Genomic DNA, 25,882 nt, shown 5'->3' on the forward strand with positions numbered 1-25,882 from the left:
GTGATATATGTTATCTGCATATTCTCACCGGCTATATTCTAACTTATATTTCTATTAAATACTTTTATTACTCTACGCTGTAGTTTGGAGCTTCCTTTGTGATATGAATATCATGTGGATGACTCTCTTTTAATGATGCTGCTGAGATCTTAACAAACTCTGCTTTCTCATGTAATTCAGGAATATTGTGAGCACCACAGTATCCCATACCGGAACGAAGTCCGCCGATCAACTGGAATACAGTATCTTCAACAGAACCCTTGTATGCAACACGTCCTTCTACACCTTCCGGAACAAGCTTCTTTGCATTCTCCTGGAAGTATCTGTCCTTGCTTCCATTCTCCATAGCTGCGATAGAACCCATACCTCTGTATACCTTGTACTTACGTCCCTGATATAATTCGAAGTCACCAGGAGCTTCATCTGTACCTGCAAATAAGCTACCCATCATACATACATTTGCACCTGCTGCAATTGCCTTTGTGATATCTCCTGAGTACTTGATACCACCATCAGCGATAACAGGAATACCTGCATTCATAGCTGCATCATATGCTTCCATAATAGCTGTGATCTGTGGTACACCGATACCTGCAACAACACGGGTTGTACAGATAGAACCAGGTCCGATACCGATCTTAACTGCATCTACGCCCATATCGATCATTGCCTGTGTACCGGCCTTAGTAGCTACGTTACCGGCGATAACCTGAAGATCCGGATACTTCTCCTTTACCATCTTGAAAGTACGAAGTACGTTTGCTGAATGTCCATGTGCTGTATCAATAACGATCGCATCAACCTTTGCTGATACAAGTTCAGCAACACGATCCAGAATATTTGCTGTACATCCAACGGCTGCTGCACAGAGAAGTCTTCCCTGTGGATCCTTAGCAGAATGTGGATATTTGATCGTCTTTTCAATATCCTTAATTGTGATAAGTCCTTTTAATCTGAAATCATCGTCAACGATCGGAAGCTTTTCTTTGCGAGCCTTTGCAAGAATCTTCTTTGCTTCCGGTAATGTAATGCCTTCCTTTGCTGTGATCAGACCTTCTGAAGTCATTGACTCGCTGATCTTCTTGGAATAATCTTCTTCAAACATCAGGTCACGGTTTGTAATGATACCGACTAATTTGCCATCCTCTGTGATAGGCACACCTGAAATTCTGAACTTTGCCATAAGTGCATTTGCATCGGCAAGTGTATGCTCAGGAGATAAATAAAATGGGTCAGAAATTACACCATTCTCAGAACGCTTAACCTTATCTACTTCCTCTGCCTGCTCCTCGATTGACATATTTTTGTGAATAACACCGATACCACCCTGACGAGCCATAGCGATAGCCATTCTGTGCTCTGTTACGGTATCCATACCGGCACTCATAAGAGGAATCTGAAGCTGTATTTTCTTTGTTAAGTTAGTTGTTAAATCCACGTCATTTGGAAGCACCTCAGAATATGCAGGTACTAATAATACGTCATCAAATGTAATTCCTTCGCCTATGATCTTACCCATTTTTTTCTCTCACTTTCTTTTTTTTATTTGTAAGTTGATATAACAGGAGCATTCAAACGAACGCTCCTGTTATATCCAAAATATATGATGCTATGCTATCAAATAACCTATTTAATGTCAAGATTATTTATTACCAAAAAATTTCTTTTTTATGAGGAATTATCAGTTATCTTTAATTTTCTGCTACCGGAGCCTGATAAATAAACGCTTCCGACTTTCCGATATCAATGCTGTCATCACCAACCTGAGCAACATAGACTTCCTCACCATCGTCAAACGTGATATCAGGAATAAACAGAGTATTCCGGTCTATATAGATTGTTTCCTTCTTGAATCCGTTGTTGATCCAAACAAAACTGCATTCATTGAAATTCTCACCCTTGATATAATATCCATGGAGCTGCTCCGGTGCTTTCTCCGGGTCATCGGACACTTTCTGATAATCGCCTTCTTTTATATCCGTAATATAGATCGGTTCTACACCATACTGCATATCGGTAGGCTCATATGGCCAGCCATCCGGATACATATATCGCTTACCGTATAACATATCATATTCTACATTCCACATTACATCGCTGTATTCAGGATCATCTTCGCTGTAAAGTGTATGCACCTTCTGCATGGCACTCTTTTCAAGTCCGATCACATCAAACAGCTTCGTACTCAGATCATAAGCCGGAATGTCTTCATCTTTATCAATGAAATGCTTCATATTGCTCCATATGAAATATTCCGTCTGGTACAGATTTCCATTCTCTACATCATCATTTGTCAGTTCAAATCCCGGTAAATGATCACCATACATTACCAGTACTACATCTTCATCATAATTCTTCAGTTCTTCAATTAAATCCTTGATAAATTCATCCATCTCATGAAGCTGATTGCAATAATATGTCCATTCATTGTCCAGTTCTTCACTTCCCGTACCTGTTACTTTTACCGGATAGGAATAATTCTCATAATCTAATTCACTCGGATATCTTCCATGTCCCTGAACGCTGACCGTGAAGATAAAATCCTTGTCCTCTGTAGATTTCAGGGTCTTCATGATCTCTCCGGTCAGTACATTATCCTTTTCCCAGTTTTTCTGGGTATGCTCTACGTCATACATGTATTCCATAGGGGTAAATGTATCAAAGCCAAGATTCTTGTATACGATATAACGGTCATAGAATGTACCGTCATGGTTATGCATCGCATGAGTAGAATAACCAAGCTTTTTAAACTGTGTCGCCATCGTCTCACAGGTTGTACTTCCAAGTACCGTCTTATATGGATATTCACCGGCACCGAAGTATGCCACATCAAATCCGGAAAGCACCTCAAATTCCGAATTTGCCGTTCCCGCTCCGATTGCAGGCATCGTAAGGAAACCTGACGAACATTCTTCTTTTAATTTTGTGAAATTCGGAATCGGATTCATATTAAAAGATAATTCTTTTACATATGATGGATCCATGAAGGATTCCAACTGAACTACAATTACGTTTGGCTTTCTCTTTGCAAATTTTGCTCCCGAAGCTTTCACCGTATCCAGTTCATCCTTGATCTCAAGCATCTTTTCTTCACTGTAATCTGACGGCTCACTGATTCCGACATCCACTACACTGTTTGAAAAGCAATATACAAAACCATATTTATCGTATGCTGTTGCCAGATTTGCAAAGTTATCCGAGATTGCCTGTGCATTTAATGCAATCTTTGTAAATAGCATAACCATACAGAAAGATGCAACGATCAGAACCGTTGTACGGATCCTGTAAATATTTCCCTGGATTGTCGGGGACTTTAAGAACAATATGATAACCGCTGCCAGTGCAATAAATAACGCTACACCGATGAATACAACCTGCCATACTGAGAAATACTTATCAATGATGGTGATCGTATTTCTCGCCATCAGCATATCGATCGCTGAAAACGGAGTGATACGAAAACCTAAAACAATACAGTTCGTTACACCACAAAGCAGCCATGCAAATGAAATAATACCATAACCAAACACTCTCTTACGCATCAGCAGTGCCAATGTCAAAGTAAAAAAGATAATGGAACAGTTATACAGGAACACCAATGGTTCATTCACAATATATTTCATCGTATTGATAAATGAGTGTCTTCCCAATATCTCCAAAATAATATCCAGCACAATTGCAATCGCAACACACTGGAATATAGCTGTACTACACAATTTCTTCAATTTGTCTTTCATCTAAAACTCCATTCTGCCGTGATTCGGCAACCACTAACCAAATACTTAATGCAATCCTGTTATCTTATTCATAAACCGGTAATTTCAGAATAAGATTAAACCGGTTTCATTATAGCATTCCTTTCTTTTTATTCAATCCGCAAATTTTACAAATAATTACCTCATTTTTTCATTTTTTGCGTAATTTTTACTTACTTTTCTTCTATCTATATCTTTGGGAATGCTTTATATGATGGGAAAATATCATATTTCGGAGAAAACTACAATAAAACAATTATTAAATCTTCTTTAGGATTCTTAAGATGATTAAGACTTTGAGCCCAAATGAGCCACTGCCATTTATCGTAAAACACGCATGACTCTCCTCCTTTCGATTCCGATCCGATCTGCATGGAACGCCGGGCACGATAAATTCGTTGTGCCCGGCGTTCCAGCATCGGATCATCGAAAGTCAGTCGTCTATGCTACTGTTTTTCTGATAAATGGCAGTGGCTCATTGAGGTTCAAAGTATCAACCATAAAAAAAGAAGTCTTAAATCTTAAGACTTCTAAAAAATAAGAGCGCGAGACGGGGATCGAACCCGCGACCCCCTCCTTGGCAAGGAGGTGCTCCACCGCTGAGCCACTCGCGCATTTTCCATTGTTGTGATTTATTTGCCTCACAACAATGGATATGTTATCATAAGACGTTGTTTCTGTCAACAACTTTTTTCAACTTTTTTAAATATTTTTTTCACGCAATGAATTACCGCATTGAGCCTAGTTGTTTTCATCCTCTGAAGGCGCTTGAACAGACTCATTTTCAATGGTCTGCAACTGCCCTTTTGCTCTGCGAACATAGCCAACGATGAGCACAACTGCACCAACTAAAAAGCATGCAAATCCAAGAAGCTGTGATACACGGATACCGGAATTGCCAATCATTAAGGAATCTGTACGAAGTCCTTCAATGATACATCTTCCAAGGCCATAGCCTGCTACATAGATAAATGCGAATTCACCTGTAAACTTCTGATGCTTTCTATATATAAGAAGAAAGATCAGCAACATCAGATTCCAGAGTGACTCATACAGGAACGTAGGATGTACTGTTATACATTCCATACCATGAAGTGTCTGTGTATTTGCAAGCATAGTATCTGAGATCACTCCACTGTTGATCAGACTGTTTAGTGTTCCTTCATGTCTGTAATAATCAAGAGGGATTCCCATCGCAAATACAGAATCTGTATACGCACCAAACGCCTCCCTGTTGAAGAAATTGCCCCAGCGTCCAAGGATCTGTCCGATCAGCAGACCAAACGTTGCTGTGTCGGCAAGCCGAAGCACATTTACCTTCCGCTTCTTCGCAAAGATGCATCCGGTAATAATACCAGCAATTACACCACCATAGATTGCAAGTCCGCCACCTCTGATATTTAACATACCAAGGATGGTTTCTTTTACATTTCCCGCCACTATATACTGATCCAGTCGGAACAATATATAATAAATTCTTGCGCCTAAGATTACCGGAATGATCAGGATCAGGATAAAGTCCAGATACATTTCCGGATCCTGTCCTGTTCGTTTCGCTTCATTTGTCACAAGGAAGTAGGCAAGGATAAATCCACACATAATGATGATACCATAAAACCGGATCTCAAAGCTGCCAATGGATATATGATCACCTACATGCTTCAGGAAGATTCCCAAATGCGGAAAGATAATACTGTTAAAATATTCTGAAATTGTTTCCATTTTCTTGTTATCTCCTAAAGGAAGCTGTTTTATACATTGAACTTAAAGAGGATGACATCTCCGTCCTCTACCACATATTCTTTACCTTCCTGTCTTACCAGACCTTTTTCTTTGGCAGCTACCATATTGCCACATTCCATAAGATCTTTATAGCTTACAACCTCTGCCTTGATGAATCCACGCTCAAAATCAGAATGGATCTTGCCGGCTGCTCCCGGCGCTTTTGTTCCCTTCTTGATCGTCCATGCTCTGGATTCTGTCTCACCGGCTGTCAGATAACTGATCAGTCCAAGCAGTGAATAGCTTGCCTTTATCAGTTTATCAAGACCGGATTCTTTTACTCCAAGATCTTCCAAAAACATTTTCTTTTCTTCGTCATCCAGTTCTGCCAGCTCCTGCTCGATCTGTGCACAGACAACAAACACTTCTGAATCAAATTCTTTTGCGTATTCTTTTACTTTCTGAACATGCTCATTTGATGCTCCATCATCTGCTACATCGTCTTCGCTTACATTTGCTGCGAAAATAACCGGTTTCCATGTAAGAAGGTTGTATTCCTCGATCCAACCCTGTTCGTCCTCATCTGTTACTTCAAGAGTCTTTGCAAGCTTGCCTTCCTCCAAATGCGCTTTGATACGCTGCTGGAAATCCAGCTCCTTTGCAAGCATCTTATCATTTCTTGCACCTCGTATCGTCTTTGCTATTCTACGATCCAGAACTTCGATATCGGAAAAAATCAGCTCCAGATTAATCGTTTCAATATCACGGATCGGATCAACCGAACCATCTACATGAATAACATTTGTATCTTCAAAGCATCTGACAACATGAACGATCGCATCTACCTCTCTGATATTTGCAAGGAACTGGTTTCCCAGACCTTCGCCTTTGGATGCGCCCTTTACGAGTCCTGCGATATCTACGAATTCAATAACTGCAGGAGTGGTCTTTGCTGAGTGATACATCTCTGTCAGCTTGTCTAACCTCTCATCCGGTACTGCAACGACACCTACATTTGGGTCGATGGTACAAAATGGATAGTTTGCTGATTCTGCACCTGCTTTTGTCAGAGAGTTAAATAATGTACTTTTTCCAACATTGGGAAGTCCAACTATGCCGAGCTTCATGGTTATAATTCCTCCTTAAAACCTTGATTTATAAGGTCATACAACTCATACCATTCAGCCATATTACGTTATGTCAGATGGCCGTTCAAAGTTGATGCCACAAGGTAATTTTTCTCTGTATTCTTGTTCTTTACCTGTATAATGGTGCAAAAAAGCCCCAAAATAGCACGATGATTATACTACATTGGGGCATAAAATTCAATGATTATCAGCCGGTTGCCGTCAAATTACTGTCAAATTCCAAGACACATTCTCAGAATTCCCAATATCAGAAGATGCACCGGATAAAACAAATAGTTCACAAGCTTATTCTGCTTTCCACGCTTTCCATTATAAGTAAGCATCAGGCCAAAACCCAGAAGTGCCCATGGTTCCTTATACATCGATGCAAAATTAAACGGAATAGCAATAATCGGTCTGTCATGAAAAAGATACAGAAAATAACCAATCAACACCGCATGGGAATCATAATCCAGACTCAGATTCATGGCTATCAGACAAGTTACTGCTACAATTATAAAAGATACAAGATACCACAAGAACTTGGGCAGTGTCTGCATCTTCTTTTTCAGGGCATCAATAATCCAGATCATCGCCAACACCAGTGCAAGCGTAAACATGATATTATTCCAGTTTGGTTCAAAAAATACATTAGATGTACACATATCAAACGGAACCTCTGATATAATTCCAAATACCAGGAGTGTTCCCAAATATCTCCATCGATTTCTCGTTTTAAAATATCCCTCCACCAACAGGGAAATAAAGATAGGAAATGCGATCCTGCCTAATATATCAAACAGTTCACTCATAACTATTAAAGCCTTACTGTTAAAATATATGAAAAATGTTTTATTAACATGATCGATCAACATTGAAGCAAATGCTATATATTTCAGTTGTGCACCGGATAATAATTTTATCTTTTCTTTCATCTTTAATAACGTTCCTCTCCTACTTAAAAATAACTCTGTCTCTCGTCAATAGCGTAACAACCTCTGTATGCTCAGTAAACGGGAAGAGATCAAATGGTGTGATCTTTAACACCTGATAGCCATGTGTGGTCAGATACTTCAGATCCCTCGCAAGGGTATCCGGTCCACAGGAAATATAAACTACCTTACGCGGAGACAGAGTCACAACAGAAGAAAGAAATTCTTCTGTGCTTCCTGAACGAGGCGGATCCATAAACACAACATCAATATGCTCATCTGCGTCTGCCAGTTCTACCATAAACCTGCCTGCATCATTTGCATAGAACTCGATATTTTCTATCTTGTTCATCCGGCTGTTAATCTTCGCATCACGGATTGCTTCTGCATTCAGTTCCACACCAATCACTCGTTTTGCCCGGTCGCTTGCAACAATACCGATCGTTCCGATTCCGCAGTATGCATCTATCACCGTCTCTTTCTTTTTCAGATCCGCATATTTGATCGCCTTGTTATACAATTTCTCCGTCTGAACAGAATTGATCTGGTAAAAGCTTCCCGGCGACAGACGAAACCGTTTGCCACAGAGAACATCTTCTATATAGCCTTTGCCATAGATGACCTGATTTCGGTCACCTAACACCATATTCGTATCCTTTGTATTTATATTCTGAACGATCGTTGTGATCTCCGGATGAAGCTTCAAAAGTGCATTTGCAAAATTCTTCTTCGACGGAAATACCGGAGATGCCGTCACAATGATCACCATGATCTGTCCGGTCTGATGTGCTGTCCGGATCAGCACATGACGAATCAGTCCATATCCGCTGTCTTCATTATAGATCATCATTTTAAATGACCGGAACAGCTCTGTGATATCCTGAATGATCGCATCTGCCCGCTGATCTTCGATCTTGCAGCCTTTTGTCTCTATGACATTATGAGTACCCTCCTGATATCGGCCGGAGATGATCGTACCGTTCTTCAGTTTTCTGAATTCTGCACATACTTTGTTCCTGTAATAATACGGATTTTCCATTCCCACGATTGGATCGACCGGTGCAAATCCTGAAAGCAGCTTTTCCATCTCTGTCTGCTTCTTTACAAGTAATCTCCGGTATTCTTCGTCTGTATATTCGTATGCCACGGGGTTAGGTTTCTTATTTGGGGACTGGACTTTTCTGCCATCCGGTTTTCTATTTCCCGGCTGTCCCTTTATATTTTCTTTCATATTTTATTTCCTTTCAAATCTCTCGTCTAAACATAGCAAAAACCAAACACATGGTCAACAACATTTCCCTGAATGTATATGACTTATGGCCTGGTTTTTTCTTTGCTCTATGCTTCACCTGTCAGGACGACTTTTGTCATATCGTGTCCGACCGCATCCAGATACAATCCGAATACATCTGTCGTGCGCATCCGCAGACTGGATGTATTCACACATGGGTGGCAGCCAAGATACTCGCCTTTTAATATGTCTTCATCCACCAGCAGCCGTACATGATGCTCCGTATCATTCATCAGTCCCATGACACTGACAGCCCCCGGTTCGATATCCAGATATTTCTCCATGTCCTCAGCCGATGCGAATGACAGTCTTGCACTCCCGATCTGTGAAGTGATTTCCTTCGTTTTAAACGGCTTGTCTCCCGGCATCATCAACAGATAAAACTGTGTTTTCTGACGATTGCACAGGAAAAGATTCTTACAGATTGTCGCCTGCAACATCTTATCAATCTCCTCACATACTTCCATCGTAAATGCCGGTTCATGGTCGACTCTCTTATATTCTATTCCAAGATGGTCAAGAAAATCATATACCCGAATCTCCTTCTCTAGTCTTCCTTCCGTATTCTCCGGTCTTCCATCCATAAGTTCCAACAGTACTTTGTCCTCCCGTTCCTTATATCTACCTCTGCTGTTCATCCAGCATATGCTCAAACTCCGGAATCGGAACAGGCTTGGAAAAATAAAATCCCTGAGATACGCTACATCCATTATCATAAAGGAAATCTGCCGTTCCTCGATTCTCTACGCCTTCTGCTATAATACTTAAGCCCAAATCATTTGACATGGATATCACATGAGAAATGATCGTCTTACCCTGTTTACTGTCCAAACATTCATCCAAAAACTGCCGATCCATCTTCAATACGTCAAATGGTGTATTCTTCAACATACAAAGGGAAGAATAACCTGATCCGAAATCATCCATTAACAATGTAAATCCCGCCTGTTTCAAACTATTGATATAAGACAATGATTCTGCATTCTCCGTTGTCTCCGTGATTTCTAACTGGAACAGCTCCATCGGAATCTGATATTGGTCGATCAGATTCCTGATATATCCTGCAACATCTTCTTTCTGAAGATAGGTTCTCGACACATTCACCGAGATTGGAAGTGGTTGCCTTCCGGTATCCAGCCATCTTCTGATAACTTTACATACCATCTCCCACATGAAACAGTCTAATTTGTATATAAATCCATTTGCCTCAAATACCGGAATAAATTCCATCGGCGACTTGCATTTTCCATTTGCATCAATCCAGCGCACAAGCGCCTCTGCTCCGACGATCTTCGCATGGCTTCTGTCATACTGGTACTTCGGCTGAAGATAAACCTGAAATTCTTCCCGTCTCAGAGCCTCCTCCTCAACTTCCTCGATCGCTCCCGTCTGTTTCACATGATTCATCAGCGTATCCTCATAGAATACAACCTTATTCAAAATCGTCCGCTTACCCTCTGCACGGGCAAGTCCTGCTTCATCTCCATGCTTGCGATATGCCGTTGAGCTGCCCGGTACGATATTCACTCCATATGTAATGCTTAACTTGATATCACCATATCTCCGAATTTTTTCATCAAGTTTATCAATAAATTCCATGATTTCTTCTCTGGAATTATAATAGGTCACGATCTGGAATACATCCGCTGACAATCTACAATGCAGATGTTCCTTATCACACATCACATCCAGCGTGTCATATATATACCGAAGAATATTATCTCCTGTATCACTGCCATACTTCTCATTGATATACTTAAATCTACGGACATCAAACTGAATATATGCATACTCCCGCTCCGGATGCTCTGCCTGAAAACGCGCAATCTTCTTGAGAAAGAATGCCGGATTCTTATCATTGCTAAACGATGTCACAATCTCCCGATTCTCTAATTCCTGTTTGCGCATGATCCGTATCATGCCCACATACTCCCGAATCAATCCTTTTTCATCTTTCTCAAGGTAACAAAGGACTGCCATCAGAGCTTTCTTCCCTGATCTGGTCTCAAGATGCACCCATGTCTCCAAATCATCCATCTTGATCGGCTCTTTTGTTCCCTGCTCAATCTGTCTATACAAATTGCACATTTTATTCTTCTCTGTTTCTTCTATACATGTGCAGTCGCAAAATGCTTTTAGTAAATTTTTATCATCCGGATTCAACTCATCAGGCAGAATATCATTTTCCTCAATCGTGTAAAACCGCTCTTGCAGATTCGCGTAAAAATATATGGCGTCGCGGTGATTTTTCCTTATTCTGTTAATCTCTCTCCATGATTCAAATGCCATAATAATATCTTCTCCCAACAATGAATACTTACCTAATTTTACATGTTCTGTTCCCACAGGAACTTGCTATTATATATATTAACATGTTCTTTAGCAAAAAGAAAGTTCGCATCCAACTTAATTATTCGGAAATCAAGTGAAATTTGGGTTAATCAATTACTTAATTTCTTGTTAATTGTCAACCAGTCAAGAAACGCCTGACAGCCTTCTACAACATCTTCATAAGTCTCCCGAAAATTTCTACTATACCACGGATCTCTGACATCTGCATCTCGTCCGGCAAACTCCAGCATCTTATAGATCTTATCCCCACGTCTGTGTCCGGTCATTCGTTCAATATTCCTCATATTCATAGAATCCATACCGATCAGATAATCGTAATGATCATAATCTGAGGCTGTAAGCTGCACCGCCCGTTTGCCTTTGCAGCTTATCCCATGTCTGGCAAGTTCTCCTCTTGCCGGCGGATACACCGGATTCCCTACACCATTCCAAATCTCTTCTGTGCTGGTGGCTGCCGATGCGATCTCAAACTGATCGGCAATACCACGTTTTGTTACTATATCTTTTAATATGAATTCTGCCATGGGGGAACGGCAGATGTTGCCGTGGCAGATGAAAAGTACTCTAATCATAAAATTCTCCTGTTCTGAAATGCCCTGTATTGCCCTATTTTGCAAGGGTTTATCGACTTTTCCGGGCATCGTATTTTTCTTCTCTAAAACTACACTTTTTGCAAAATAATGCAAAACGGAGCAATTCAATGCCTTGTGTAGTAGTCAAATCGTAGTCAGTTAAGGGGGTTCAGACTACGGATGGGGGTGTGCATTATTTAACAAAAGGGTGTACAAAATAAACCATTACTAATGTGCTACATTTATTCCTTTGTTAGTATCCAAATCAAACCCAATTTGCCAGAACCCCATATCAATCATTTTCATCTGTGGGTATGGTAAATCATACACTCTCATATTCTCTCTGACAGGTTCTAAACGAGATTCATTTCTTTCATAAAAATCTGCAAGCTGTAAAATAGACTTAATATTGTAACTTCCTGTAGCAACCTTTTGATTCTTGATGCCAGCAATAAAATATCTGTCATATGCCGGAACACAGCCCATAGTTCCCATTAAAATTTTCGTAATCAGAGTATATGATAAGTTATTCTTCAAATCTTTCTCTTTTACATTCCTGCGAATAACATCATAATACTTACTCATAAATGCATTCAATTCTATAAGTTTTTTCTGATTCACTTCGTTCTTCAATTCTGAACAATTTATCCCCATCAATGAGTCATATTTTTTATTCAGCAACTTTTCAACAACAGGCGCATGTATCTTATAATCTTTCTGCAAAAGAAACGAAGAACCTCTATACATTCCCCAACTCGCCAAGTAAAAAGCTAATTGTAAACTTAAGTAATCTACATCAATATTATTTTTTTCTCTAGCATGATAAAAATTTGAATAACAATGCTCCCATGAACGATATCGTCCATACGGGTCTTTCTTTAAATCATTATAAAAACTTGTGGATGAAGAAATAATCATATCTACCGTGTTCATTGATACCACCTTCTTATAAGTACTTCTTGAATGCCTTCTTCATCTTCATGCAGACATCCATGATATAATCAAACTGCTGTGACCATGTGGCACGATTATCAAACGTCACTTCTTTTTCAATAATAATACGACTTGCCTTTCTTTCCGGCAGTTCTCTCCAATCAAGCACCAATCCCATCACTGATTCAATCTCATCTTTATGTAAAAGCAAATTTCTGAAAAGTTCCTTATCATCATTTATGTACAATTCAACATCAATCGCATTTCTTTTTTGGATTTGAGATACTGCGATATGACAAGCTGATGATCCAATACTAAAATCCATCCAATGATCTGTCGTTGGTTTTCTCTTATTAAATGCTTTGTTAAATTCTGCGTTCTGAAAGGCATAATCATTGAACGCCTGCCAATATTCCAGCCTCTGCTGCTGTGTTGGATTTGTAGCAGTTGTCTTCTTAATCTCCTTCGTCCAATCATTTGGTCTTTCAACTACTGTAAATGATGGAGCAATATCAGAATCACCTATCTGGAAAAGCTTTATTTCACATAAGAAAAATCCAATCTTATCATCCGTATGATTGTTAAGCCACTCAACAGCTGCTTTATGTTCCTCTCTTGCATGCTTCACTACCCATATAACCACATCTGCATCTTTACCAGATGCATAAGTAATTAATTTACCAAGGTGGTCATGATCTGTATCTTCTAGTTGATTTTCAATGATAATCTTTCTATCTGTTCCTGTTTCAGATGCATAGATATCAACATTAAAGTCTCCAACAGAGGACTCTGTCTCATCAACCGTAATATCAAGACCAACAGCATCTGCAAGCAATTCAACATTCTCTGCCACCCAAGGAGTAAAGTTCAAAGCTTCATGTGGCCATATACTTCTCAAATCACTAATTTCTTTTAATGTGCCAAGGTTAATCATAGCCTTTTATCCCTCCAATCAAAAAGCACCCAGAACTCGCCCGGATGCTAACAATAGTCTATAATATCAATACGGGATGAATTCTCTGTTTTACAATGCTTTACCTTTCAAAAATAAATATTAAATGATTAAATTTTATTATAGCATCCAAGTTCTTCTTTTACCAGCCAAAAAGACACCCAAGCCGTATAGCCTGAGTGTCCTCAAAATCTCTTCCTTATCATATATTATATTATCATACCACCTTGAACATATTCTGTTTCAAAGGTTTATCATCCGTATCCGAAATTCCCATCTCTTTTCTGGCATTTTCCAATCCCTGCATCTTCTGAAGTTCCTTCTCAGCATCCTCAAGTCCTACATGGGTGTAGACATTGAGCGTCACAGCTATATCCGAATGTCCCATCAAATACTGCAGTGTTTTAGGATTCATGCCGGACTTTGCCATATTGGAACAATATGTATGTCTGCAAACATGAGGGGTAATATTTGGCATCTGAACCTTATAGATTTCATTGTATCTGCTGACCATATGATTGAATCTGTGTTCCCAATGCATGGCTACAAGTGGCATTCCATCTTTGTCCAGAAAAAGAAATCCCGTATAACCATCTATCACTTTCTCAACCTTATAATCTAGTCTATCCTCAATAATTGCTCGAAACATTTCTGTCACTTCATTTGTCATTGGAATAACCCTTGTTCCGGCATTGGTTTTTGTTGGCTCAATTACATACTCTCTTTTGGAAGTTCTTTGCAGCTGATGATCAATATTGATGGTTCTTTTCTCTAAATCAATATCCCTCATTGTAAGTCCACAAAATTCCGAAATTCTCATACCTGTGTGAAAAAGGATGTAAATCACTTCATAATATTTACAATAAACCACATCATCATGTATGAATTTCAAGAATTTTCGCATTTGGTCTTTTGAAATTGCTTCCCTTGTGACAGCATCATTAACTACCACTCCGGCTAATTCAAATTGGAAGGGATTTTTCATAAGAACATCATCATCCACAGCCATCTGAAATGCCGGACGAAGTACTCCTCTCACTGTCTTTATCGTGCTATGCCCTCTCCCATCTTCCTGCTGCATCTTTATCAGAAATAACTTTGCATCAGATGTCTTTATTTTCGATATCTTTTGACTTCCAAAAGGCTCATTTTTAAGAATGTTTCTCACAAAATTGTAATTGGCTAATGTGTTTGGTCGCATTCCTACCTTAGTCTTAAGATATCTCTCCACCAATTCATTTACAGTAATATTCTTTCCCAATGGATCCAACCGATTATCAAGATCGTAACCTATCTGTTTTTCTAGTTCTCTCAGAGAAAGACATGGCTTTTTACCAACCGGGAGCGGATCAGTTGGTTCTAATCTCCAGCTATAAACAAAATGTGGTTTCCCGCCTATATGATACTTAAACTGATACTTTCCATTTGCTCTTATTGATTCGCCCCTTCGGAGTACTCTGTGTTTTGAATCTCTTCGCAATCCTGATTTTCCTGCCATCCTCGTTCCCTCCTTCGTATTTCTGGGTGCCCATTCAGATATCTTTCAAACTCTTTTTTCAGAATCAGCCTCCTGCCATTATAATAAAAGGCTATAAATTCCAATCCTTCTTGATGTAATAATTCATAAAATTTTCTACGGCTCAATTTATAATAGGTAACTGCCTCTTGAACCGTCATGGTGTCCTTGTCATCAACTTTTGATCTCAATTTTTCTTTGCCCCTTTCTCAGCTAAAATTCCTCTTTTGAGGTATAACATATATCACTCTGAATCACTTATTTATCAACTACTTTTGGCAGATAAATAACTACTTTCAGCAGATTATATTTCAGAAGAATCATCGATAAATTTTTCAAACTTCGGACGAATAATCAGAAATTTATTTCCACAAAAAACAGAAAATTTTCCTGTGTTTTCTTCTGCCAATCTACGCATCTTTTTAATTCCAATATTGAAATATGCTGCTGCCTCTTTGATTGTAAGAGTGTATTTTTCACACACAGGCACTATTGGTTCCTTCTTATTTGCTTCATTGGCTAATTCATTCATTATTCTGCACCTCCGAATCTGTCCTCGATATAGCAGGCATGACTGCAATATTTTCTGTTCTTATTCCCATATGCACTAAAAGGCTTTTTACAATGGGGACATATAAACTCATAATCGGCTTTACGATTCACCTTATCAAGATTACTGTTCCACCACTTATTTCTGCATTTATCGGAGCAGAACTTCTTCTCTTTCCGTCCTCCCGGCTGCACTACCTCTTTGCCACAACAAAGGCAATGATGCACTTCTCCATCAATGGTAGCAGGGTTTGCCACCACTCCTCCAAGTCCGTGCCTTCTGCAATATGTCTTTATGGTATTTTCACTTAAAGAAAGCATCTGTGCGATTCTTCCGTATCCGTACCCTTTGCCTCTGAGTTCCTTTATCTGCTGTCGCTGTATATCGTTCATGCTGTTTCACCTCCACCGAATTTGAAGGGAATAACTTTTATAGGTTCATCGTTAAGTCGTATACCCTTCACTATTCGCTGGGCATTTTTTTATTGATTGACCGAAAATATATCCTTTTCCCTTCACTATCCCTTGGACAGAAAACAGCAAAATGGGCGGAAAAAAATATAAAAAAGTTATTATCACCTTCAAATGAGGTAGTAAGGGAAACAGCCATTTCCCTATTTCAAGGCAAAAAAAATAAGGCTCAGAAGGATTTCTCCCTCCGAGCCTGACGCTTATACTCTTTCAATATTGCACTTGTTAATGGCACAAGTTACTACATCACCAATGCCGATAACAACACGGTCACCTTTAACCTCAATAACATCATATTCATCATAATAGGTTCTAAAACTGCCACCCGTGTATGTTTCATTATTCAACACACGAACCTTGTCTCCCACGCTGATGTCCTCTGATACCGAAGGTGTATTGCTCTCTCCAATACAGGCATCATTAATCCAACCAGTACCGTCATCCAGAAGATATGGATTTCTTGCTCCTGCTACAATTCTTGTAATAGTTCCTTCCTTGTAAAGAGGTGATAATGCCTGCTCTGAATCAGAAGATGCATAGATCGTATGGTAATTCACTCTCTCACCCACATTATGTGATGTTGAGGTGCTATTTGATGTATTAGGCTTTGTGTCCCTTACATCCCATTTTGTAAGATTATACTGTTCGATAATCGAAATTACATTATTAATGTAAGTAGGACTTGTTGCATATGGTGCACCATCCGTTGTATGAATCAGCTTATCAACTGCATCCCTATAGTCTGCATTATTGACCACTCCGGCATATCTTGATGTACCTGTGATAAAATCATAATATCCTACTACTGCACTTGCAGCATTTGGATAACTTCTAAATGAATCCTGAATCTGAACATAATGTCCATCATAGTACTCACTTGTTGTCGCTGTAAAACCTTTACCCTTTATTCCGAATAAAGTCTTAGCATTAAGATTCCATCCAGACTCAAGTGCAGCCTGAGCAATGCATACTGATGGAAGAACCCATCTGTCCCTTGAAAGGAACTCATTTCTTGCAAGCACTCCGATTGTGTTAATAAAGTTAGTTGTCTTTTCACTCATAATAAAATCCTCCGTTTCTGCATAAAAAATGGGGAAGATTACTCCTCCCCGGTCTCATCATCTTCTGCACGGTCGTGCAACTGTTCTAATACTGCTTTAATCTTCTGTGGTACAGGCAGTCCCAGATGGGATGCGTTTTCCAAAAGGCTTACTCCCTCGTTGGAAATATAGAAGAAGATCACTGCTGTTCTAAGCACACTGCCTGTCCCGATTACATTCAAATCAAGAATGTTTGCAATTCCCACTAAGAGAAAAATCAGAACTTTTCGGCAGATGCCTTTAAATCCAACCTCACTCGATAATGCCTTGTCATTGATTGCACACATGACCCCTGTGATATAATCAATGGCCACAAATGCAATTAATGCGTATAACAAACCATCACATCCTCCCAAAAAGTAACCAAGCCATCCACCTACAGCCGTGAATACGAACTGTACTGCGTTCCAGAATTCCTTCATCGTCTTGTCCTCCTTATAAATTTTTGTATGAAAAAAGCAGCTACCCATAATGGATAACTGCCTGATTCCAAAATTGTTTTATTCTTTTGTCTCCGTCAATGTATATGTGATTTTCATGGTCTTATCTGCCGTCTTAATAACAGGCGTATCAAGATTATTGATGGTTGCAAGATATGGTGTATACAGATACAGATCTTTATAATTCCTATAGCCGTTGTAACTATAAACCCATTCTTTTATCATATAGGTCTTGTACCTTGCCATCTGGTTAACACCCCATGCATAGTAACTCTGATAACCTATAGAGCCAATTTTCTGTACAGGCTTTCCATCTTCAAAATACCATCCGTTGATTACCATATCATCATCTACCACATAGGAATACTCATTACTATTGTTGTAGGTATAATCCGTAACCCTCTCAAGATTTGCAACATTTGTGGTATCCAACCGATACAGCTTGCTGCTATCACTCGACACGCACATCAGCCATTTTCCACTCATGCCGATGCTGTAAAAATCACTCACACCACTTGGCACTGAAATCTTCTGCGATGTACACTTGCCATTCTCAATCTTATCCATATAGAATTCATAGCTGACATGGTCGAACTGCTCTGTATCACGATATGTGTATGAATACTTCTGATTAGTCTTTCTTGCGATTCCATACCAACAGCCATCTGTACCATGAAAAATATGGCTCCTTATATTTGCATTATCCTCATTCGGACAGTCATACTCTCCTTTTGACGGAGAGCCGGTTCTATGAATCCAGTACGGATAGTGACCTAAATCAATCTCCGTAGTTTCTGAAGCATCAAAAGCCTTCTGTGAAATCAAGTTCTCTACAAGTCCGGCATGAAGATATTCCTCCGGCACCTTCTTAAGCAGAGCTGTTTTTGAATTATTTCTTGTAATCATCTCAAGCCTGTATCCGTCTTTGATGTAAGTTCTCTTATTTGGTCTGTAACTTTCATCACTATATGCATTATTCTGTGATGCATACTGACCAATACGGACAAGATAATTGTTGCCGTTTTCCTGTCCGATTCCGGCTATCCTATTCGTAAGGGCTATTGCAGATATTGTTCCATTTGCCTGTGAAGTAGCAAAATCCCAGACAAACTTATATCCGCCATCGATTCTCTTACTTTCTGTCAGATTTCTGCTGCCCCTTCCGACATCCGTTGTATTATTTGCATCACTTGATGCATACCCAATCAAAGGATTAGAAAACGGAGCATACAGATTATCGACCCTTTCTTCCAAAGGTTCCTGATACAGCAGAATACCACCTGTAAGTTTATTTACGATTGGCAGCATCCATTTTTCTCCGGTTTCCCCATCAAAAGATGTGTTGTTATAGAGCATTCCTAAAATATTGGAATTAAGGATGGCATTGATTGCATCCGTGACAAGGTTGGTATCCTCATACACCTCTTTTTTACCTGTATGCACATCCGTAAGTTCAATTACGCTTTTTCCTTTTAACATGACTATTCCTCCGTATTCAAAAAGTCTGTGATCACATTTGTGATAAAACCATCTGCACCGCTTAAGACAAATCTGTACTTTATCATTCCCGTTGTTGCTTTTTCTGCCCACGCATCAGAACTGACAGCCTCAATCGCTGCCTTGGACATCCCAGATGATTCATCCGTGAATTTTACCCAGTTATTATTTACATAGCCGAGCCATGTTTCTCCGTTATCGAAGGACACAGCAAACAGGCACTTCTCATCACAGTCGCAGGTAACTTTTTCTATTCCAAGGATGCTCGCATCCGACATATCAACATTTTCTGAATAAATCACCTGTGGTTTCGGTACTCCTTTGTAACTGATCTTCATATCTGGGAATCGGTTATAGGAATCATGCCAGTAAAGGATGGTTGGATTTTTTAGTCCCAGAAGTACATTCCCATCCGGCAGGTCTGGGATACCATGCATTTCAAACAATTCTGCTGTCAGTTCCGTTTCTTCAAGAGGAGCAAGTACATCATCTGCAATGGTATAAAGCACTCCCTCTTCATTCTTAAACAGATACCTGCGGTTATATGGGTCTAAAAATACAGGCGGCTCATCAGACAATTCATACTCATTTCCAACATCGTCCTGATGAAGGAATGTAACAGTCTTTCCCTTTGCAATCGAGAATGATATGTTCTTTGATTTTGTGTAAAGAACACATTCCCCAATATTGGATGCAGAGGTCGGAACTTCAATAAAATACAGGACAATATCCCCTGTATCAAAAAATAACGCATCCCAAATAAGTCTGGTCGATGCATTGTTATTTCCATGAACGCTATAGCCCTCCCATCTGATACGGAAGAATTTATAGTTTGAAAGCAGAGTTCCTTCCTCTCTTTTCAGCGTATAAAGGTCAGCATCCCTCCGGCTGATCTTAAGCTGTTCGGAGTTCTGTCCTATGCCAATCCATGTATTACCGCTGACATAAAAATTGGCAGCCGTTGTTTCCCGGAACTTAAACCAGTCAACACCTGCTACCGTATCTGTGCCATCATCGTTATAACTGTTATCACGCAAAACAGTCATATTTTCTGTTGTTTCAAATATATCTTCCAACATAACATAATCAGCCATTATGCACCTCCAATGTCATTACTTCATCAAATTTATCAAATCCAAGGTCAAAGGATGCCATCGTTCCCTTATCCAGTTCTTCCACAACTCCCTTTATCCTTTCTTTGTAATCCTGGATAAGTACCATCTGCCCGGATGAAAGTCTGGTATAATGGTTTGTTGCCAGTTCCCCAGCCTTTGTCTTATGTTTATTCACAAATGGTGCAGTTTCAAAGGTCTGTATTTTAATATCCGTAAGTTCCTGGAAAGGTTCTGTATCAATCGTAAGACTGATGGCTCTTCCCCTGTCCATGATGATATAATTACCGCCACTTAGGAAGTAACTCTTTTGGAGCCGGAACTGCTTATCATCCTCCACATAGGCTCTTTCGTACACCATCTTATCCCTGTCAGCAGTTTCGATCACATCCCTTACAATCGGTACAAAGAAGAAAATATTATCATAAAACTCCCGCACCATAAGACCTGTCATTCTGATGGAATCCATAGGCTGTGTAATACCTGTTTTCTTCGGTGTAATAAATGCAGCCACAACCTTGTCATGGAGCGTATTTGTAGGAAGTCCAGAAAGTTCAACCATCTTGATTTCTTCATCAATCGTAATCCTTCCATCCCATCTTTCCTGTGCACCAAGTCCCTGTCCTGATATGGTTGCCATTGCATTTTGTGATTCAATCGTTGCTGTTCCATTCGTAAGTTCTATCAGCACCTCAAAGGTATGAAGTTCATTGGCTTTCATTTCTATAATCGGATAATACAGATTCAGCAGATGCTTTCCGCTAAACCATGTCTCCGATGGATGGAACTGCTCCACTTCCTTCCCATCAAGCACATAATATGCCTTTAGAAGTGTCTTTCCATCATCCGTCCAGTTGACAGGGATTGAAATGACTTTGTTTTCTTCTCCAATCTCTATCGTTGTTTCTGCATCGACCTTCCTGCTTACGGTATTGGATTTTACGTCCAGTATGACTTCTGCGTGAAATTCTGCATTTGTCTCATCCCCGGATGCAAATTCTATATTGATTATGGATGTTTTCTCAGTACCAATCCCTATTTTTAAGGCATTCACATAAGTGTATATGCTGAGTTTGTTCTCATTCATGGAACTCTCAAGGCCTGCGATATTCTTGTCATTCTTGCTCTTAGCACTTGCAAGTCTCGGATTCTTCCCAACACACTTTATTGTCTGCTTTCCGTTTATCTTTGTTTCAATGGATGTGATGGCAGACCTTTTTGTTTCATCAGCATGACCGCCCGTAAATTTGATGACATCCCCCAGATCAAGAGCCGGGTCACCAATGGTGTCCGAGTCAAACGGCACATAATTTACTACAGTAATGGCAGACAGGATATTGTTTATGATCCTCTTACGCTTTTCTTCCAAGCCAAACTGCAGTAATGGATTTACCCCCAGATTCATCGTCAGACCATCATCTGGCTTAACCGAATAATACTCTGCGATATCCGTCTTTTTATTTGTAGAACTTACTGCCGTGTACCTTGTCACAAAATCTGAAAATGTACTTGAAAATCTGTGTCTGCTGTCTACCGTCTTGTTATCAGTAATGCCATATTGTATAAGTCTCAGCTTTCCATCACGGTCTATGGTAGAAAAACATCCGAGTGCCTGTGCCAGATAATATAAAAAATCCCTCCATGTCTCGATATCGTTTTCCTGGTATATACCAAGCAGTTCTGTTCCATTTGTAAGTGCCTCTATCTCCTCTTTCGTCTGTGCCAGTTCTACATGACACGCTTTGGAAAGCAGAGATAAGAAATCATATGGGAATGCACTCGACAGACCTTTGTTGAAATTCTTATCCAGATTCAGCATTGTATCATATGCCTTTAACTCAAGTGTCTTTATCTTTCTGTTTGCCTCTGCAATATAAAAAATCCCCATCGGAACTTCCTCATAAGCATCACCAACCTTCAGATGAAAAGAAACTGTTATAGATGCATCTTCCAGACTGTATCTGTCAATATCTGAAAAAAGAGAGATTCCAAGTTCAGCTGCATACACAGATCCGAGTTCAATCTCTGACGAGCCGGAGCATTGTCTGCTGATATAGCCGGAACCCTTTACAATGTCCTTATTCCCAAATGTATATTTTTTGCCTGCCTTAGTGGTAATCATCCCCGTCCAAAAGAATGAACGTGATGACTCACTAATGGCTTTCTGATATTCTTTTGAAACCGGGTACATAAAACCACTCCTCTAATACTCTTTCAATGTAAATGACACCGTCCACAATCCTTTGTAACTTGTGTCCTTTTCCAGTTTTGCTTTAAATCCTGTAATATACATTTCTGCATCTTTCAGATTCAGTTCTTCCGTATCAAAATACTTCACAGCAATTTTTGACCTTTTACTATATGCCGTCAGTAGCTTTAACCACTTAGGGGAAACAGAAAAAGAAACTGCTATGGAAATAACTCCTGTCCTTACCACATCCCTCTGTGTTGTTCCTGCTTCTGTCTCCCCAGATGAATCTGCCTCCACATCCGAAATATCAAGATCATAGGAATCCGGCAGAGGAAGATTCGTTTCATCGAATTTTAAGTACTGTATAAATGCCATCCTTATCTTCCTCCACTTCTCAGATTTGCCCTCTGCTGTGCCGATACGATCACTTCATCAAGCATCGTTCCACCAAGGTACACAGGGATAACAATATCCCCGGAATCCCCCTTCATGTCTTTAATCGCAGATGTGACTGCTGACATCATGCCTGCAATCCCTGTAGATGACTGTTCAGAAGGTTGCATTCCTGCAACGGTCTCCATTCCGCTTACATTTGGACTCACTATCATATCCTGCGACACACCTTCGATTGCCTTTGCCACCATGCCTTTACTCTTTTCGATTCCTTTTGCAAGTCCTCCCATAAAGTCAGGCATCCATGATTCATAATCCGTAAGTGGTCCTTCATCCGGCACAGAGAAATGTAAGAATGACTTGATCTTATCAGCCACGCTCTTAACGGCATCTCCTACTGCACCAATACAGCTTTTTATGCCATTCACAATTCCCATAATGAGGTCTTTACCCCATGTAAATGCCTGTGAAGCAAGTCCCGTGATATGGCTTTTCACATTGGAAAATCCTGTCTTTACTGCATTTAACACATTTCCCATCGCACCTTTAACAGCATTCACGATGCCAGTGAACACAGATGTTACAGCACTTTTGATTGCTCCAAGAACTGTGGAAACCGTGGATTTGATGGTATTCCAGATGGTCGATATCGTGCTCTTGATCGTGTTCATTATCGTGGTAATGGAATTTTTTACAGCAGTAAAATCTCCTGTAATCAGCCCCTTAATACCACTGATTACTGCACTAATTATGGTCTTGATGGCATTCCATATCGTAGAAAATACTGTTTTGATTGCATTAAGCACCGTGGTAATCACAGTTTTTATGGTATTCCATACTGTTGTTATCACAGTCTGAATGACCGTCAGTACTGTCTGGATGATGGTCTTGTATATATTAAAGTAGGTTGTCACTATGGTCTTTATCACTTCAAAGACTGTAGTAAACACACCTTTGATTGCCTCCCATACTGTTGTGATAACTGTCTTTATCACATTGATGACAGTCTCGATAATCGTCTTGTACAGATTGAAATAAGTTGTCACAAGGGTTTTTATTACTTCAAATACTGTAGAGAAAATCGTCTTGATTGCCTCCCACACCTGTGAGAAGAACTCCTTGATTGCATTCCATACTGTAATAGCAACCTGTTTTACATTCTCCCAAAGGTCGATCCAGAACTGACGGAATCCGTCACAGTTGTTCCAGAGGTAAATAAAAGCAGCCACAAGTGCTGCTATGGCTGCGATAATAAGAACGATTGGATTTGCAAGCATTGTCGTATTAAGTGCTGCAAATGCTCCCTTAACTGTATTGATAACTCCGGCAATCTTTGGAACAATTGTCATGATCGTACCTACTGCCGATATCACTTTTCCAATGACTATCAGTACAGGGCCGAGAGCCGCCGCCAGAAGTGCTATGGTGACAACAGTTTTCTTTGTTCCCTCATCAAGGCTGTTTAGGAAATCAACGAACTTCTGAACCCATCCAACAATCTGCTTGATGGCAGGCATCAGCAGTTCTCCAAACGAAATGGCAAGTCCCTCTAAGGCAGATTTTAGAATGGTAATCTGTCCCTGTAGGTTATCAAGCTGTGTATCTGCCATCTGCTGTGCAGCCCCACCGCTGTCTGTAATCTTCTGTTGAAGGTCATCCCATGTACTTCCCGTATTGGCAAGTAAAGCATTTACGGAAGAAAGGTCTGTCTTGTTGAAAATCGTACTGATGATATTTGACTTTTCAGCTGATGTCATGCCATCCATAGAAGTGTTCAAATCTCCAAGGATATCATTCAGACTTCTCATGTTTCCTTCCGAATCATATACGGATATTCCTAATGCCTCCATCTGCTTGGCGGCTGCATCGGTCGGACTCTGCAATGATAGAATGATGTTACGAAGATGCGTACCACCTTCTGCACCTTTGATACCATTATTGGCGAGGATACCAAGAGCAGTATTCAGTTCTGCTGTTCCACCCTTAATGGATTTTGCTGTTGCACCAATGGTAAGAATACCTTCTCCTAACTGTGCCACGGATGTATTTGTGGTAGATGCTGTCTTTGCCATCTGGTCTACCATCGTTCCTGCCTCATCAACTCCCATACCAAGGGCTGACATGGCATCCGTTACCATATCCGATGCAGATGCAAGCTGAATATCACCCGCAGCTGCCAGATTAAGTACTGTTGGCAGAGTATCGCACATCTGCTGTGTGTCATATCCTGCAAGAGCCAGATAATTAAGAGCCTCGGCACACTCTGATGCGGAGAATGCAGTTTCTGCACCCATCTTCTTTGCCAGTTTGGAAAGTGTATCCATTGTATTTACTGACTGCCCATTTACCTTAGACATGGAATCTTTTGTGATTCCCATTGTTGCCTGTACCTGTGACATGGAAGATTCAAAATTGGCAGCCGTAGTAACTGATGCAGTTCCTAAAGCAGTAACCCCTGCTGTAACGGGTAATAATTTCTGTCCGGCAGAGGAAATGTTATCTCCTGTAGTTTTTAACTTTTCTCCGGCTGTGGCTATCTTCTGGACTGCCGTAGCTGACTGATTTGCCTGTGTTTCAAGGTTCTTCAAATCCTGCTCTGTCTCTACTATTTCTCTTTGAAGGGCATCATACTGTTCTTGTGAGATTTCTCCATTGGCAAGTGCTGTATTTGCCTGTTCTGCTGCCGTCTTTAAGGTTGCCAGTTTTTCTTTTGTTTCGCCAACAGCCTCGGCAAGCAGTTTATGCTTCTGTGCCAAAAGTTCCGTATTGCCCGGATCCAGTTTCAGCAGTTTGTTAACATCCTTCAACTGCGACTGGGTAGTCTTGATCTGTCCATTCACACCTTTAAGGGCATTCTGTAATTTAGTTGTATCACCACCGATTTCTACGGTAATTCCCTGTATACGGCTTGCCATGAATTCTCACCTCCTCCTAAAAATGGGTACAAAAAAAGCACCAACCGAAGTTGATGCCCTTA

22 protein-coding genes and 1 tRNA gene are annotated in these 25,882 nt (G+C 40.1%); all 23 read right to left on the reverse strand.

Annotated elements, in window-relative coordinates; genetic code table 11:
• Positions 1 to 67: 67 nt before the first annotated feature.
• The 23 genes from guaB to DXB77_RS11545 all read right to left on the reverse strand — a co-directional run bounded on the left by guaB (position 68) and on the right by DXB77_RS11545 (position 25,820).
• On the reverse strand, positions 68 to 1,519 hold the full coding sequence (gene guaB / locus DXB77_RS11435; RefSeq protein WP_008401827.1) for an IMP dehydrogenase: 1,452 nt from the start codon (positions 1,517 to 1,519) through the stop codon (positions 68 to 70).
• A 172-nt stretch (positions 1,520 to 1,691) separates the two neighbouring features.
• Entirely contained in the window at positions 1,692 to 3,737 is a 2,046-nt protein-coding gene (locus DXB77_RS11440) for an LTA synthase family protein (RefSeq protein WP_118615920.1), read from the reverse strand.
• A gap of 560 nt (positions 3,738 to 4,297) precedes the next feature.
• A tRNA-Gly gene (locus DXB77_RS11445) sits at positions 4,298 to 4,369 on the reverse strand.
• A 127-nt stretch (positions 4,370 to 4,496) separates the two neighbouring features.
• Positions 4,497 to 5,477, reverse strand: a complete 981-nt coding sequence (gene lgt / locus DXB77_RS11450) for a prolipoprotein diacylglyceryl transferase (RefSeq protein ID WP_117807323.1) — start codon at positions 5,475 to 5,477, stop codon at positions 4,497 to 4,499.
• A 29-nt stretch (positions 5,478 to 5,506) separates the two neighbouring features.
• Complete coding sequence (gene ychF / locus DXB77_RS11455; RefSeq protein WP_117807322.1) at positions 5,507 to 6,604, reverse strand: redox-regulated ATPase YchF; 1,098 nt, start codon at positions 6,602 to 6,604, stop codon at positions 5,507 to 5,509.
• A 233-nt stretch (positions 6,605 to 6,837) separates the two neighbouring features.
• On the reverse strand, positions 6,838 to 7,539 hold the full coding sequence (locus DXB77_RS11460; RefSeq protein WP_008401875.1) for a TraX family protein: 702 nt from the start codon (positions 7,537 to 7,539) through the stop codon (positions 6,838 to 6,840).
• 19 nt (positions 7,540 to 7,558) lie between these two features.
• A complete protein-coding gene (gene rlmD, locus DXB77_RS11465) occupies positions 7,559 to 8,767 on the reverse strand; it encodes a 23S rRNA (uracil(1939)-C(5))-methyltransferase RlmD (RefSeq protein WP_117821957.1) in 1,209 nt (402 codons plus the stop codon).
• A 107-nt stretch (positions 8,768 to 8,874) separates the two neighbouring features.
• Positions 8,875 to 9,465: a prolyl-tRNA synthetase associated domain-containing protein gene (locus DXB77_RS11470; protein ID WP_347559488.1), complete on the reverse strand. Its 591-nt coding sequence runs from the start codon at positions 9,463 to 9,465 to the stop codon at positions 8,875 to 8,877.
• Positions 9,449 to 11,116, reverse strand: a complete 1,668-nt coding sequence (locus DXB77_RS11475; protein ID WP_147353821.1) for a GGDEF domain-containing phosphodiesterase — start codon at positions 11,114 to 11,116, stop codon at positions 9,449 to 9,451. The genes DXB77_RS11470 and DXB77_RS11475 overlap by 17 nt, the downstream gene beginning before the upstream one ends.
• A 152-nt stretch (positions 11,117 to 11,268) precedes the next feature.
• Positions 11,269 to 11,751: a low molecular weight protein-tyrosine-phosphatase gene (locus DXB77_RS11480; protein WP_118663264.1), complete on the reverse strand. Its 483-nt coding sequence runs from the start codon at positions 11,749 to 11,751 to the stop codon at positions 11,269 to 11,271.
• Between the two features lie 228 nt (positions 11,752 to 11,979).
• Complete coding sequence (locus DXB77_RS11485; protein ID WP_118663266.1) at positions 11,980 to 12,684, reverse strand: hypothetical protein; 705 nt, start codon at positions 12,682 to 12,684, stop codon at positions 11,980 to 11,982.
• Between the two features lie 13 nt (positions 12,685 to 12,697).
• Positions 12,698 to 13,618, reverse strand: coding sequence for a DUF4268 domain-containing protein (locus DXB77_RS11490; protein ID WP_118663268.1), 921 nt, complete (start codon positions 13,616 to 13,618; stop codon positions 12,698 to 12,700).
• 235 nt (positions 13,619 to 13,853) lie between these two features.
• The gene (locus DXB77_RS11495) at positions 13,854 to 15,134 is read right to left on the reverse strand and encodes a site-specific integrase (protein WP_118663270.1); all 1,281 of its coding nucleotides are present in this window, start codon (positions 15,132 to 15,134) and stop codon (positions 13,854 to 13,856) included.
• Positions 15,068 to 15,313, reverse strand: coding sequence for a helix-turn-helix domain-containing protein (locus DXB77_RS11500; RefSeq protein ID WP_118663419.1), 246 nt, complete (start codon positions 15,311 to 15,313; stop codon positions 15,068 to 15,070). Before DXB77_RS11500 ends, DXB77_RS11495 begins: the two co-directional genes overlap by 67 nt.
• A 143-nt stretch (positions 15,314 to 15,456) precedes the next feature.
• On the reverse strand, positions 15,457 to 15,684 hold the full coding sequence (locus DXB77_RS11505; protein ID WP_118663272.1) for an excisionase: 228 nt from the start codon (positions 15,682 to 15,684) through the stop codon (positions 15,457 to 15,459).
• On the reverse strand, positions 15,684 to 16,094 hold the full coding sequence (locus tag DXB77_RS11510) for an RNA polymerase subunit sigma-70 (protein ID WP_118663274.1): 411 nt from the start codon (positions 16,092 to 16,094) through the stop codon (positions 15,684 to 15,686). Before DXB77_RS11510 ends, DXB77_RS11505 begins: the two co-directional genes overlap by 1 nt.
• A gap of 278 nt (positions 16,095 to 16,372) precedes the next feature.
• The gene (locus DXB77_RS11515) at positions 16,373 to 17,233 is read right to left on the reverse strand and encodes a glucosaminidase domain-containing protein (protein WP_118663276.1); all 861 of its coding nucleotides are present in this window, start codon (positions 17,231 to 17,233) and stop codon (positions 16,373 to 16,375) included.
• A 38-nt stretch (positions 17,234 to 17,271) separates the two neighbouring features.
• On the reverse strand, positions 17,272 to 17,694 hold the full coding sequence (locus DXB77_RS11520; protein WP_118663278.1) for a phage holin family protein: 423 nt from the start codon (positions 17,692 to 17,694) through the stop codon (positions 17,272 to 17,274).
• Positions 17,695 to 17,772: 78 nt separating this feature from the next.
• Positions 17,773 to 19,191, reverse strand: coding sequence for a hypothetical protein (locus DXB77_RS11525; protein ID WP_243100181.1), 1,419 nt, complete (start codon positions 19,189 to 19,191; stop codon positions 17,773 to 17,775).
• Positions 19,192 to 19,193: 2 nt separating this feature from the next.
• Positions 19,194 to 20,303 carry a hypothetical protein gene (locus tag DXB77_RS11530; RefSeq protein WP_118663280.1) on the reverse strand — a complete coding sequence of 370 codons (1,110 nt, stop codon included), beginning with the start codon at positions 20,301 to 20,303 and terminating at the stop codon, positions 19,194 to 19,196.
• Positions 20,296 to 22,512 (reverse strand): hypothetical protein, encoded by a 2,217-nt coding sequence (locus DXB77_RS11535; RefSeq protein WP_118663282.1) that lies wholly within the window; start codon positions 22,510 to 22,512, stop codon positions 20,296 to 20,298. The genes DXB77_RS11530 and DXB77_RS11535 overlap by 8 nt, the downstream gene beginning before the upstream one ends.
• A 12-nt stretch (positions 22,513 to 22,524) precedes the next feature.
• Positions 22,525 to 22,887 (reverse strand): hypothetical protein, encoded by a 363-nt coding sequence (locus DXB77_RS11540; RefSeq protein WP_117539116.1) that lies wholly within the window; start codon positions 22,885 to 22,887, stop codon positions 22,525 to 22,527.
• A 2-nt stretch (positions 22,888 to 22,889) separates the two neighbouring features.
• Positions 22,890 to 25,820 carry a phage tail tape measure protein gene (locus DXB77_RS11545; RefSeq protein ID WP_118663284.1) on the reverse strand — a complete coding sequence of 977 codons (2,931 nt, stop codon included), beginning with the start codon at positions 25,818 to 25,820 and terminating at the stop codon, positions 22,890 to 22,892.
• Positions 25,821 to 25,882 lie beyond the last annotated feature (62 nt).

This window comes from Clostridium sp. OM05-9 (assembly GCF_003481465.1).
In the GTDB taxonomy this organism is placed as follows: domain Bacteria; phylum Bacillota; class Clostridia; order Lachnospirales; family Lachnospiraceae; genus Coprococcus; species Coprococcus ammoniilyticus.

Coding starts and splice junctions, on each gene's coding strand:
- guaB (WP_008401827.1), bottom strand. CDS start 1,519: ATGGGTAAGATCATAGGCGAAGGAATTACATTTGATGACGTATTATTA.
- DXB77_RS11440 (WP_118615920.1), bottom strand. CDS start 3,737: ATGAAAGACAAATTGAAGAAATTGTGTAGTACAGCTATATTCCAGTGT.
- lgt (WP_117807323.1), bottom strand. CDS start 5,477: ATGGAAACAATTTCAGAATATTTTAACAGTATTATCTTTCCGCATTTG.
- ychF (WP_117807322.1), bottom strand. CDS start 6,604: ATGAAGCTCGGCATAGTTGGACTTCCCAATGTTGGAAAAAGTACATTA.
- DXB77_RS11460 (WP_008401875.1), bottom strand. CDS start 7,539: ATGAAAGAAAAGATAAAATTATTATCCGGTGCACAACTGAAATATATA.
- rlmD (WP_117821957.1), bottom strand. CDS start 8,767: ATGAAAGAAAATATAAAGGGACAGCCGGGAAATAGAAAACCGGATGGC.
- DXB77_RS11470 (WP_347559488.1), bottom strand. CDS start 9,465: ATGAACAGCAGAGGTAGATATAAGGAACGGGAGGACAAAGTACTGTTG.
- DXB77_RS11475 (WP_147353821.1), bottom strand. CDS start 11,116: ATGGCATTTGAATCATGGAGAGAGATTAACAGAATAAGGAAAAATCAC.
- DXB77_RS11480 (WP_118663264.1), bottom strand. CDS start 11,751: ATGATTAGAGTACTTTTCATCTGCCACGGCAACATCTGCCGTTCCCCC.
- DXB77_RS11485 (WP_118663266.1), bottom strand. CDS start 12,684: ATGAACACGGTAGATATGATTATTTCTTCATCCACAAGTTTTTATAAT.
- DXB77_RS11490 (WP_118663268.1), bottom strand. CDS start 13,618: ATGATTAACCTTGGCACATTAAAAGAAATTAGTGATTTGAGAAGTATA.
- DXB77_RS11495 (WP_118663270.1), bottom strand. CDS start 15,134: ATGGCAGGAAAATCAGGATTGCGAAGAGATTCAAAACACAGAGTACTC.
- DXB77_RS11500 (WP_118663419.1), bottom strand. CDS start 15,313: ATGACGGTTCAAGAGGCAGTTACCTATTATAAATTGAGCCGTAGAAAA.
- DXB77_RS11505 (WP_118663272.1), bottom strand. CDS start 15,684: ATGAATGAATTAGCCAATGAAGCAAATAAGAAGGAACCAATAGTGCCT.
- DXB77_RS11510 (WP_118663274.1), bottom strand. CDS start 16,094: ATGAACGATATACAGCGACAGCAGATAAAGGAACTCAGAGGCAAAGGG.
- DXB77_RS11515 (WP_118663276.1), bottom strand. CDS start 17,233: ATGAGTGAAAAGACAACTAACTTTATTAACACAATCGGAGTGCTTGCA.
- DXB77_RS11520 (WP_118663278.1), bottom strand. CDS start 17,694: ATGAAGGAATTCTGGAACGCAGTACAGTTCGTATTCACGGCTGTAGGT.
- DXB77_RS11525 (WP_243100181.1), bottom strand. CDS start 19,191: ATGTTAAAAGGAAAAAGCGTAATTGAACTTACGGATGTGCATACAGGT.
- DXB77_RS11530 (WP_118663280.1), bottom strand. CDS start 20,303: ATGGCTGATTATGTTATGTTGGAAGATATATTTGAAACAACAGAAAAT.
- DXB77_RS11535 (WP_118663282.1), bottom strand. CDS start 22,512: ATGTACCCGGTTTCAAAAGAATATCAGAAAGCCATTAGTGAGTCATCA.
- DXB77_RS11540 (WP_117539116.1), bottom strand. CDS start 22,887: ATGGCATTTATACAGTACTTAAAATTCGATGAAACGAATCTTCCTCTG.
- DXB77_RS11545 (WP_118663284.1), bottom strand. CDS start 25,820: ATGGCAAGCCGTATACAGGGAATTACCGTAGAAATCGGTGGTGATACA.